Source organism: Hymenobacter elongatus (assembly GCF_004745955.1).
Taxonomy (GTDB): domain Bacteria; phylum Bacteroidota; class Bacteroidia; order Cytophagales; family Hymenobacteraceae; genus Hymenobacter; species Hymenobacter elongatus.
This window is the reverse complement of the sequence record NZ_SRLD01000067.1, coordinates 1-11,567: the sequence shown is the minus strand read 5'-3', so window position 1 is coordinate 11,567 and position 11,567 is coordinate 1. Positions and strand designations below refer to the sequence as shown.

The 11,567-nt window shown below is 58.2% G+C and carries 6 protein-coding genes and 3 pseudogenes; 4 read left to right on the top strand and 5 right to left on the bottom strand.

What is annotated here, in order from left to right:
- Positions 1 to 336: 336 nt before the first annotated feature.
- The 5 genes from E5J99_RS20195 to E5J99_RS20175 all read right to left on the bottom strand — a co-directional run bounded on the left by E5J99_RS20195 (position 337) and on the right by E5J99_RS20175 (position 4,968).
- A complete protein-coding gene (locus E5J99_RS20195; RefSeq protein WP_135499620.1) occupies positions 337 to 1,338 on the bottom strand; it encodes a PDDEXK nuclease domain-containing protein in 1,002 nt (333 codons plus the stop codon).
- Between the two features lie 165 nt (positions 1,339 to 1,503).
- Positions 1,504 to 1,965, bottom strand: a complete 462-nt coding sequence (locus E5J99_RS20190; protein WP_245319137.1) for a toll/interleukin-1 receptor domain-containing protein — start codon at positions 1,963 to 1,965, stop codon at positions 1,504 to 1,506.
- A gap of 363 nt (positions 1,966 to 2,328) precedes the next feature.
- The gene (locus tag E5J99_RS20185; RefSeq protein ID WP_167852262.1) at positions 2,329 to 3,387 is read right to left on the bottom strand and encodes an XRE family transcriptional regulator; all 1,059 of its coding nucleotides are present in this window, start codon (positions 3,385 to 3,387) and stop codon (positions 2,329 to 2,331) included.
- 30 nt (positions 3,388 to 3,417) lie between these two features.
- On the bottom strand, positions 3,418 to 4,146 hold the full coding sequence (locus E5J99_RS20180; protein ID WP_135499617.1) for a hypothetical protein: 729 nt from the start codon (positions 4,144 to 4,146) through the stop codon (positions 3,418 to 3,420).
- Positions 4,147 to 4,356: 210 nt separating this feature from the next.
- Positions 4,357 to 4,968, bottom strand: coding sequence for a recombinase family protein (locus E5J99_RS20175; RefSeq protein WP_135499616.1), 612 nt, complete (start codon positions 4,966 to 4,968; stop codon positions 4,357 to 4,359).
- Positions 4,969 to 5,216: 248 nt separating this feature from the next.
- Between E5J99_RS20175 and E5J99_RS20170 the strand changes: the two are divergent.
- The 4 genes and pseudogenes from E5J99_RS20170 to E5J99_RS20155 form a co-directional block, all read left to right on the top strand.
- Positions 5,217 to 7,871: pseudogene (locus E5J99_RS20170) on the top strand (Tn3 family transposase); the annotation flags it as partial.
- Between the two features lie 175 nt (positions 7,872 to 8,046).
- Positions 8,047 to 8,352, top strand: a pseudogene (locus E5J99_RS20165) (Tn3 family transposase); the annotation flags it as partial.
- Between the two features lie 94 nt (positions 8,353 to 8,446).
- Positions 8,447 to 8,953: a DDE-type integrase/transposase/recombinase gene (locus tag E5J99_RS20160; RefSeq protein WP_135499615.1), complete on the top strand. Its 507-nt coding sequence runs from the start codon at positions 8,447 to 8,449 to the stop codon at positions 8,951 to 8,953.
- 521 nt (positions 8,954 to 9,474) lie between these two features.
- Positions 9,475 to 11,567 (top strand): annotated as a pseudogene (locus E5J99_RS20155) (hypothetical protein); the annotation flags it as partial.

Genomic DNA, 11,567 nt, shown 5'->3' with positions numbered 1-11,567 from the left:
GTTTCCGACCCCACAGCTCGCTGCAGAATTTAACGCCCGATCAGGTCATGGCAGCCGCCAGTACTGTCGAGCTTCAAACCGCCTGATTCTCTACTTCAGGCCGGTCCAGCAATTGGGAGGAGGTCAATAAGCTGTGATGTCTAGGTGGCCTGTGGCCAATGAAGGGGCCCTTACTGGATGGTTTTTGGAGTGGCGTTCCCAGCATGTAGAAGTGCTTTTCATGGGTATTTCCAGCCGACCCTTATAGGATCACTTAAAGGAAACATTATTCGCGCATCAGCGCCCCTCGCTCGGCTCCACCAGACGCGCTGTCGCCAGCATCAGGACTTCATGCCGCTACGCTTGGTCCAACTTTTCAATCTCCTTCTTCACCTCCGCGATTAACGCCTGTTCCGTGGGCAAATACAGCTGGTACTTGCTCGCGACAATGGTCTGATTATCGGCCGGCAAACTGATTTTCACCACCGCGTCGTTCTTGTCGGCGCAGAGCAGAATGCCAATGGTGGAGTTTTCGTGGGGCAGCTTTTCCAAGCGGTCATAGTAGTTGACGTACATCTGGAGCTGGCCCAGGTCCTGGTGGGTGAGCTTATCGGTTTTGATTTCGACCAGCACGAAGCACTGCAACAACCGGTTGTAGAATACCAGGTCCACGAAGAAGTCGTCACCGTCAAGGTGCAGGCGCTGCTGCCGGGCAACAAACGAAAAGCCGTTGCCCAGCTCCAGCAGAAACTCCTGCAAGTGCGTAATCAGGGCGGTTTCCAGGTCGCGCTCGTAGTAGGCGGCTTCCCGCTTCAGGCCCAGAAACTCCAGCACCATGGGGTCCTTGATGATGTCGCGGGCCTCCGTGGGGCGCTTTTCCTGACGGGCCACGGCCAGCACGGCCGCCACGTCGTTGCTCAGCAGCAGGCGCTCGAAGAGCTGGCTGTTGACCTGCCGCTCCAACTGCCGGGCCGACCAGTTGTTTTTGGCAGCTTCGGCCAGGTAAAACTCCCGCTTATCAGCATTGTCAAGGCTGATAAGCGTTTTGTAATGCGTCCAGCTCAATTGCGTCCGCAGGGCGGACGCAATGGGGAAGGTGCGGTAAAACTGGCGGTAGCGTTCCAACTGGCGCCCCGAAAATCCACTGCCAAACTGCGGCTGTAACTCTGTGGCCAGGCCCTTGATGAGGCGGCTGCCGTAGGTGGCCCGGTCGGCTCCATGCTGCTCTTCGTCCAGTATCACCCGCCCGATGTGCCAGTAGAGGAGGACCCGCTCGGCATCGACGGCCCGTACTGCTTGCTGGCGCGCCTGCGTGATGAGGTCCCGCACGGTCGTGAGTAATTCCGGATTGATGGTCATGGTGTAGTGGCTTGGTGGAGGAACGGCCGCGGGGGAGTCCCGTGAAAAAGGGCAGCAAAATCCGCGTACCTATTTCGGCCACCCGATGGCGTAGCGCTGGCCATTTCAAGCGACGGAGGGCTTTCGGCAGCAGCCTTGAGTGGCAAACCTGTGCGGGCAGCAGCGCTAGAGGACGACCAAGTCAGCTAGCCTAGCTGCGACGTCTGTCATCGAATCATCTGCGGTGTTTAGGCCAGTCCGCGAGCCGAGCAAAGGACTGACTTCGCGGAGGTCTTCATACGTCGTGTTGTGCACGATGGGAACGAGTAGCTCACGCGCCAGAAGTACCGAAAGTTCTTTGTCGGCGATACCCTCGTTTTTTAGGCGGCGTAGCAGCGCAGGGGTCACTAGTACGATTCCAACGCGCGACTTGGCCAGCCCCTTATCGATTTCGCGGAGCAAGGGAGAACCGAGGAGGACGTCCTTCTCGCTAAACCAAACCGTGACTCCGCGCGACACGAGCAAATCATGCAGGTCCTTGGCAGCCCCTTGCCGGTCGTCCCATGCGTGGCAAAGAAAAACGTCCCGAAGGTCGGGTACGGACGAGCGATTCTCGATATTTTGGCGGATAGGGGTGAGCGCCCGCACCTCGGTAGGGGTGTACAGAACGACCGAACCTGGTCGCGACCAACTCGCCTTTTGGCTTCTGCCGGACCCACCCCCGCTGCTGCGGCTGCTCGAGCTATACCCCGACGAGTAGGATGGGGTGTAGTAGGATGGGGATGAGTATGAAGAACCGTAGCCGCGGGAGTGGCCACCACATGCGGGGCATTCCGCTGCTGCACTCGCTGTGCGATGTCCTCTTGATGGTGCTGTACACTGTGCCATATACTTTACTTCGTTACTGGTGAGTAGATTGAATGCAGTTCAACCAGACCTGTGGCAGCCGGTTTGAGCTTAAGCGGTTTGTAGTCAGTTTGTTGATTTAAAAGTGGTTGATTACAAGCTGCACTAGCGGTGGGAAACATACATGCCCCCGTTTCCTCGGCCAATTGATAGCATTAGCTGGCTGAAGTCGGCATCATTGAGGTGCAGCATGCCCTTTAATTGGGTGGTGGTCATCTCCATTTCCTCCACGTGGTACCGAACCATTTCGCCCAGTAATTGGGGGTGTTCGACAAAACCATGCTTGGCCACATCTACGGGCTCTTTCTTGCGGTACGGCGACAACTCGATGACCAGACTGCGGTAACGGTCATCATTTACCAGCTTCAACTGTTTCGCACGATAGAGCAGCGACGCCATCGAACAGCCCCATTTGGCCTTTAGTGGTAATAGGCTCTCGAATCGTAACCCTCTGAGTTGATCTTCAATGTCGAAGCGTGGCATTAGGAACTCAGCAGCAAACCGGTGCGCCTCATTTTCTCTTTCCGCATCGGGTAAGCAATCTGAATGCATTACCAAATGGCCTAGCTCGTGGGCAATGTTGAATCGAAGCCGGTCCATGGCCACGTCTTTGTTCACGTAAATGACAGGCATACCCGACCGGGTAAAAAAGCTATACCCGTCTACATTTTCGTTGGCCATCCACGTCTTGGCGACCACAATTTTGTGGTTTTCAAGCAGCGTAGTAAGGCTTCGTAACGGCCCGTTTGGTATGCGCCACTTAGCTCGAAGTTGTCGGGCTAAGTCCTCAGGAGAAGTGTCTGTGAGGGTATCATCCAAAAAATCAGGTTTTGCAATGCCATCCTCGGGCTCAATTACGTCTTGCAGTTTATTTACCCATCCGCCTAATAGGCGAAAGTGTGCTTCCAACTGCGTACGGGATACTGCCTTGAGGGCCGCTTTTTTGCGGTAATGTCCCTGCACTGGCGGCAGGTAAGCATCTATGTCTTCCTGGTAGAAAAAGCTAGTGGGATAGTTCAACACCGTTGAAAGCGTTGAAATATCTTCTTCGTTAGGCTCGCGCAAATTATGTTCCCATTGAGATACTGCTGCTTGGGTGCGGTTAATAAGCGCCGCCAGCTCCTTTTGGGTGATTCCGCGTGATGACCGGGCTAATTCCAGCATTTGGTAATTGAACCGAGTCTCCATGATTATTTATCCTTTCGTTTTGCGGGTTTGAGTTTTGGCTGGAGTAGCCTTGTTTTTGTCTTTGGGCTTGAATCGAACTGTCAGGCCTGGGACAAGCTCCTCTACTGTTTTGGGTTTGAGAACAGTAGGTAATCCGGACTGCGTAATGGAATTCTGGTGCAGAATATCAAAGTCCTCTACCAGCTTACCCCGTACAAAGAACAAGGCGTGAAACCCGACCAGTTCGGAGTTCATGCGGTCCGAGAAGTGCTGCAGAATGACACTGGGCAATTCCTCCAAATCGCCGTATAGCTCGCCTTGGATGATGGCTTTCTGCCGTTTGGAGGTTGCTTTAAACGCTGACTTAGCGTTGCCTTTATAGAAGTGGAATTGGCAAACGCCTTTCTTAATGAGGGTAAACGTCATGCGGCTCTTTTTCACCTCCCACGTCTCTTGGCCAGCGAAAACCTTTTCAAGCATGCCCCAGATGCGAGGAAACAAGCACGCCGAGTAAATTGCCCGGAAGTGGGGAGTGAACGGGTCCACCCCTTCAATTTCCATCGTCATTTGCATGGCGTCCTCAACGGCTCTGATGATGACCTGTAACTCCGTTCCCGGAATTTGGCTCTTAAAATCGGTGAGGTTGATGGCGGGGCGTAGAACGGTGTTCATAAGGCTTGATTTTTCATGACCCTCAAAAGTATCACGAAAAATATAACAGACAAAATCACATCCTCTTTTAATGGCATAATTCACTGATATACAATATAATAAATTTTCATGTTAATGAAAATTTATCTGAAAATCGGTCGGCCAGGCTAATAGTGATGGTAATTTTCCCCACTCATTTAGTAAATGAGTACGCGCTAATCCTTTTACAAACCACAGAAGGCGCCGACGAAGCCTAGCAACGCCTGGTCGCGCAGGCCTGCTATGGTGGCCTTGGTTAAAAGTTTGGTACAAAAGTTAATCGGCGGCCTTGTCAACTGCCGGCTTTCGGTGGGCATGGATGACCACTTTGCGGTGGCGTAAGTACTTGTAGAGGGTGACCTTGGAGATGTTCAGGCGCTGGGCAATCTCGTTGACGCCGAGTTGCTGCTCGCGGTAGAGCGTTTCGGCAATGATGGCCGTGCGTTCGGCCTGCTCCGAGAGGCCCCGCTGGCGGCCGCCGACCCGGCCCCGGGCGCGGGCCGCGGCCAGCCCGGCGTGGGTGCGCTCGCGAATCAGTTCGCGCTCGAACTCGGCGAGCGAAGCAAACAGATTAAACACGAGCCGGCCCTGTGCCGAGGTGGTGTTGATGGCATCGGTCAGGGAGACCAGGCCCACGCCCATCTGCTGCAGGTCGCCCACTACTTTGAGCAGGTGCTTGAGCGAACGCCCCAAGCGGTCGAGCTTGTAGATGTAGACCGTGTCGCCGGTGCGCAGCTGCGTCAGCAGCCGCTCCAGCTCCGGGCGGCTGGTGCTGGCCCCGGACACCTTCTCCTGGTAAATGAGTTCGCAGCCCGCTTTGGTCAGGGCATCGAGTTGCAGTTCCAGGTTCTGGTCGCGGGTCGAGACGCGGGCGTAGCCGATTTTCATGGGGCAAAGTACAGGTTATCCGTCACGAAGGTACCCTTGTTTGTACTTTGATTGCTGAACAAGTTTTCTGTACCAAATCGGCTGGGTTTGGCGTGGCTTTACCCCAGCGGGGGGCGCCGGCTGACTTGTACAGAAATACGTTCGTTTTAGTGTACATCCAGAAACCGTCTTTCTATTGACTTGTGCTGGCATAGAAGAGGGGGGCGCCTTCTTCTAGCCTACCGGTCTCCCCATACCTCTAGTTGCCTATGCCTCGTCGTTCTACGCTCTCCGCCGCCGAGCGGGAGCAACTGCTCGCCTTGCCCGAAACCTCCGAGGAGTTCATCCGGCACTACACGCTCAGTGAGGCCGACCGCTCGTTGATTCACCAGCACCGCGGCGCGGCCAACCGCCTGGGCTTCGCCGTACAACTCTGCTACCTGCGCTTTCCGGGCGTGGTGTTGGGCCTGGACCAGGTGCCGGCCCCCTCCCTGCTCGCCTTCGTGGCCGCGCAGCTGAAGCTCCCGGCCCTGGAGTGGGCCGTTTATGGCCGGCGGGAGCAAACCCGGCGCGAGCACCTGGTGGAACTGCAAGCGGCCTTCGGGTTCCAGACGTTTGCCCTGCCGCATTACCGGACTGCCGTGCCCTGGCTAACCGACGTCGCGCTGCAAACGGACAAAGGCGTGGTGCTCGTCCAGGTCCTGATGGGGCATTTGCGCCGCCAGGGCATTCTACTGCCCGCGGTGGCCGTCCTCGAACGGCTCAGCGCGGAAGCCCTGACGCGGGCCAATCGGCAGCTTTATGACACGTTGACCGAGGACCTTACCCCGGAAACCCGGCAGGGATTGGAAGACCTGCTCACCCGCCACGAGGGCCGCAGCCGGACCCGGCTGGCCTGGCTCCGCCAAGCGCCCGCCGCCCCGACGTCGCGCCAGATGGTGGAACACCTGGCCCGCCTCGCGGCGTGGCAACGCCTGGGCCTGCCGGCCGACCTGGCGCGGCGGGTACACCAGAACCGGCTGCTCAAAATCGCCCGCGAGGGGGCGCAGATGACCGCGGCCGACCTGGCCCGGTTCGAACCCGCCCGCCGCCTGGCCACGCTGGTGGCCCTGGCGCTGGAAGGCACGGCCACGGTGCTGGACGAGTTGCTCGACCTGCACGACCGCATCGTGGGCAAGGTGTTCAACGCGGCCAAAAACAAACACCAGCAGCAGTTCCAGGCCGCGGGCAAGGCCATTAATCAGCAGGTGCGCTTGTTCGGGCGCATTGGGCAGGCCCTGCTGACGGCCCGCACGACGGGCACGGACCCATTTGCGGCTATTGAATCGGTGCTGCCCTGGGAGGAATTCACCGCCAGCGTGAGCGAAGCGCAACAACTGGCCCAACCAGCCGATTTCGACTTCCTGCCCCGCGTGGGCGAGCACTACGCCACCCTGCGCCGCTACGCCCCCGCATTTTTGGCGGCCCTGCCCCTGCGAGCAGCCCCGGCCGCGAGAAGTCTGCTGGCGGCGATTGAGGTGCTGCGCTCAATGAATGCGACGGGGGGGCGCAAGCTGCCGACCGATGCGCCGACGGCCTTTATCAGCAAGCGGTGGCAGAAACTGGTGCTGACCGCGGAAGGGCTGGACCGCCGCTACTACGAACTGTGCGCCCTGGCCGAACTGAAAAACGCGTTGCGCTCGGGCGATATGTGGGTGCTGGGTTCGCGCCAGTTCAAGGACTTCGATGAGTACCTGGTGCCGGCCCAGCCGTTTGCTGCCCTGCTCCAAGCCGGCGAGCTGCCCCTGGCGGTCGACGCCGACGGCGAACACTACCTCCGCCAGCGCCTCGCCCACCTGACCCAGCAACTGGAAACGGTCAACCGCCTGGCCGCCGCCGGCGAATTGCCGGATGCCAGCCTGACGGCAGCCGGCCTGAAAATTACGCCCCTGGACGCCGCCGTGCCGGAGGCGGCCCAGGCCCTGATTGACCAGGTGGCGCGCCTGCTGCCCCACGTCAAGATTACGGACCTGCTGCTGGAAGTCGACGAGTGGACCGGGTTTAGCCGCCACTTCACGCACCTGAAGACCGGGGCCCCGGCCAAGGACCACGCCCTGCTGCTCACCACCCTGCTGGCCGATGGGCTGAACCTAGGCCTGACCAAAATGGCCGCGGCCTGCCCCGGCAGCACCCCCGCCAAACTCGCCTGGCTCCAGGCCTGGCACATCCGCGACGACACCTATTCGCTGGCCCTGGCCGAGCTGGTCAACGCCCAGCTGCGCCAGCCCTTTGCGGCCCACTGGGGCGACGGCACCACCTCTTCGTCGGACGGGCAGCGGTTTCGGGCCGGGGGACGCGCCGAGAGCACCGGGCACATCAATCCCAAGTACGGGGCCGAGCCGGGCCGGCTGTTTTACACCCACGTCTCGGACCAGTACGCGCCCTTCAGTAGTCAGGTGATTAACGTCGGCGTGCGCGATGCGACCTACGTGCTCGACGGGTTGCTCTACCACGAATCCGACCTGCGCATCGCCGAGCACTACACCGATACGGCCGGCTTTACCGACCACCTGTTTGCCGTGATGCCGCTGCTGAGCTACCGCTTCGCGCCCCGCATCCGCGACCTGAGCGACACGAAGCTGTACGTGCCGCCGGGCTCCCCGACGTACGAGGCTCTGCAGCCGCTGCTGGGTGGAACAATCAACGCGCGGCACATTCTGGCTCATTGGGAAGAAATCTTACGACTGGCCACCTCCATCAAACAAGGCACGGTGACCGCCTCGCTCATGCTGCGCAAGCTCGGCAGCTACCCGCGCCAGAACGGACTGGCCGTGGACCTGCGCGAACTGGGCCGCATCGAGCGGAGTTTGTTCATTTTGGACTGGCTGCAGAGCGTCGACTTGCGCCGCCGCGTACAGGTGGGGCTCAACAAAGGCGAAGCCCGCAACGCGCTGGCCTTGTCCTTACCCAAAACTCAAACGCCCTTCCTGCCATGTGGCTGGAAGGGCTTTTTTGCGAGGTTGCCAAACTGATTTGCTGTTTTTTAGGCCGTGTCAGCCAGCAAAAAAAGGCCGTAGCGCTACCTCCAGGGAGTCGGAAAAAGATTTGGGTAAGGACAAGAACGCGCTGGCCCGGGCCGTCTTCTTCCACCGGCTGGGCGAAATCCGGGACCGGGGCTTCGAGCAGCAGCGCTACCGGGCCAGCGGCCTGAACCTGCTCACGGCCGCCATCGTGCTCTGGAACACGGTGTATGTGCAGCGCGCCGTGCAGGCCCTGCGGGCCCACGGCCAGCCCGTGGACGAGGCGCTCTTGTCTTACTTATCGCCGCTGGGCTGGGAGCATATCAACCTGACGGGCGACTATTCGTGGCGCACCAAACGCGCAACGGGCAAATTTCAGCCCCTGAGGCCTCTATCCAGGCCTTAACGTGCTATTTTTTCCGTTTCCTGAGAGGCCCCCTATACGCGGCCATTGGCCGGCTGCAAGTGGAAAACGCGCTGCTAAAAAAACCGCTGGGGCCATGTCGGTAGCCCAGCAACGCACCTTGGTGGCCCACGCCGACCCGGCCAGCTCGGTGCAGGCCCGTTGCCAGGCCCTGGGCTTGGCACGCAGTAGTTTCTACTACCAGCCCTGCGGCGAGAGCGCCTACAACCTTGAACTCATGCGCCTGCTCGACGAGGAATTCACAGCCCACAACTTCAAGGGCGTCCTGGGCCTGCGCGACCATTTGCGCCTAGCCGGTCACGCCGTCAACGAAAAGCGCGTGCGCCGCCTCATGCGCCTGATGGGCCACGAGCCGGTCTACCCCAAACCACGCCTATCAGTGCCTGGGCAGGGAATCACGCCCTATCCCTACCTGCTGCGGGACCGCCCAGTCACCGCCCCGAACGAGGTGTGGAGCACCGATATTACCTACGTGCCCATGGCCAAGGGCTTCTTGTATCTGGCCGCCGTGCTCGACTGGCACTCGCGCTACGTGATCAGCTGGCAACTCTGGCCTCGGTTAAAAGTTTGGTACAGAAGTTAAGCGAAGTGCTTGCAAACTGGGCAGTTGCTTGCTAAAACATGGCGTTTAGAACTCGCTGGGGCCGGTTTGTATAGTGAAACCTCCCTATATCTGTACAACTCGTCTAACCGTTTGACTCTAGGCAAATCGAGGTGGAAACAAGTCAGTTTAGTACAGATAACTTGTTCAGCGATCAAAGTACAAACAACTCAGCCTGCGGGACGGGAAAACTGTACTCTTATCTCCACCGATGGCCACCAGAATGCTTTAAAGGCATATTTATCGTTGGCAAAACGCTTGGTCGGTACTCCTATTCGGGTAAAAAGTAGCTGTTGATAAGGTCGTCAATTAACTTTTGGACCAAACTTTTAACCAAGGCCGACTTAGATGGGAGTGGAACCGCAGACTACAGCTATCAAGCCCAGGCATTAGGTTCCTCTCTTCAGCCCATAGCGACAGAACGGACCCGCAGATTACAAACGGTGGGGCGCAAGCGGGTGGTGAAGGCGGACGGTACCTACGGGAGTTGGCTGACATCTGTCTTGTTCTATGACCAATACGATAACCTAATTCAGAAGCAGTCTGATAACCTGTTGCAAACCGCGTCGGGCCTGAATGATATTACCACGCTGGTATACCGGGAACAAGGGTTCGTGCCCCAGGTGCTAAGCACGCTGAAGACCCAGAGCACGGGTACTTCCCTGGTAAAGGTGCGTAACCGCTTCGCCTATGATCATGCGGGCCGCCTGCTAAGCGTCTGGCAACAGCATGAGCGTAACGGGCAAATTGAACCCGAGGTGCTTGTCGCCCGTCACACCTACGATGCGCAAAGCCAGCTCGTCCGCAAGCAGCTGCACAGCCGGGATCAGGGCCAAGCATTCCTGCAGTCTGTGGACTTCCGCTATAATCTGCACGGTCAGTTGATGAGTATCAATAAAGCGGATCTGACGACCAACCCAGAGTTAGATGTATTTGGGTTAGAATTAGTGCGGGAGCAAACGCAAACGGGATTGAACAACACCGCCCGCTTTGATGGGGGTATTTCGGCCGTGCGTTGGCAGGCACACAATGCTGCTCGACCCAGTGCGACTGATACGCCCGAACGGGAGCGTAGCTACCGCTTCAGCTTCGATGGCTATGGCCGCTTGATAACTGCCGCGTATGCAGCCAAGAACCAAACTTCGGGTACCTGGTCCCTAGAAGTTGGTGCTTTCAACGAGCGGGTGCTCCGCTACGATGCCAACGGAAACATTAAACAACTCCTGCGCTATACCAAAGACACGGATGCAGCACCAGTCCAACTCATCGATAATCTGACATATGCCTACGAAGGCAATCGTCAAACGGCAATTGACGATGCCAGCGGGAGTACCCGAGGGTTCCGTGACCCGAACCAGAACACTGCCAACGAATATGGCTATGATGGGAATGGCAGTATCACCCGGGATGATAACAAGGGCGTAACCTACACGTTCAACGCCCTTAATAAGGTACAGCGTCAAACCGTTGGTACCAGCTATCTGGATTACACCTACGACGCGTCCGGCAGCGTACTGCAAAAGCGACAAGTGGCCAACGGCGTTACTGTGAAAACGCAGCATTTCATCGATGGATTCGTGTACGAAACGACTCCCACAACCACTGGTTTGCTTTCCGTGCCAACATCGGAAGGCCGGGCTCTCGTAGACCCGGCAGCGCCTGCACGCCTTACGTACGAGTATCATCTGCGCGACCATTTGGGCAACCTACGCGTAGCCTTTCGGGCTCAAAGCCAAACGGAAGAGCTACGCTTAACGATGGATGATCCTGTGAACGAGGAAGGTCCCTACCCCAAGTTCCAGAATGCATCACCGTCCCGGACCGATGCCTTTTCCCGCAGCGTCGAATACGCAGCTGCGGTCACTACTTACCAGCCCGGACCCAGAAACCGCATCCCGGTCGCCGATGGTGATCAGCTACGCGTAGAAGTGTACTGCATGACTCCCAATGGCGTACAGTACAATCGATCAGCACCGGTTGCTGCGGGGCCCACAATGCCAAAGTTGAATCCTTTGTGGGCCCTGCAGCCAACGCTTACGCCTGCGGGCCCACCGACGTTGGATGGAGGCAGTCGGCCGGCGCGTTTCGTCCCAGGAATTCAGCTGAGTGCTACGGGCATGCTGGCGGCCCTGAGCCAGAAGTCGCTCACCTCGCCCGCTTCTCTGCAACCACTGGTTCCGCGGGTGCTCAGTGCTTCCATTGGCTGGACGCTCTATAATGACCAGGACGAAGTCGTGTCTTCGGGCCAGCAAACTGTGCCTGTCACGGAGGACTACAATTGGCGCTTAGTCACGGCTAACCTGCAAGTGCGGCTACCGACATCCAGTATGGGCACGGGTCAATCGCGCACCGGCTATATCATCGTGCAACTGCTCAACGATGGCAACCAGCCCGTTTATTTCGATGACCTGTCTATCATCCATCCCAAAGATGCGGTACTTGTATCTCAGGAGAACCATTACTATCCTTGGGTGCAACCCAAATTGTCGCTACGCCGCCCTGGCCGTGTTGAAGGGTTCAATGTGTTGGCGTACCAGCTGCCATCGGTTACTCATCGCGCAGACGCGCAAGGTCAAGACCCGCTGTGCGCCGTTGG

Bases quoted from the DNA above. Each gene is read 5' to 3' on its own strand.
- E5J99_RS20195 (WP_135499620.1), bottom strand. From the start codon at position 1,338: ATGACCATCAATCCGGAATTACTCACGACCGTGCGGGACCTCATCACG.
- E5J99_RS20185 (WP_167852262.1), bottom strand. From the start codon at position 3,387: ATGCTGGAATTAGCCCGGTCATCACGCGGAATCACCCAAAAGGAGCTG.
- E5J99_RS20175 (WP_135499616.1), bottom strand. From the start codon at position 4,968: ATGAAAATCGGCTACGCCCGCGTCTCGACCCGCGACCAGAACCTGGAA.
- E5J99_RS20160 (WP_135499615.1), top strand. From the start codon at position 8,447: ATGTCGGTAGCCCAGCAACGCACCTTGGTGGCCCACGCCGACCCGGCC.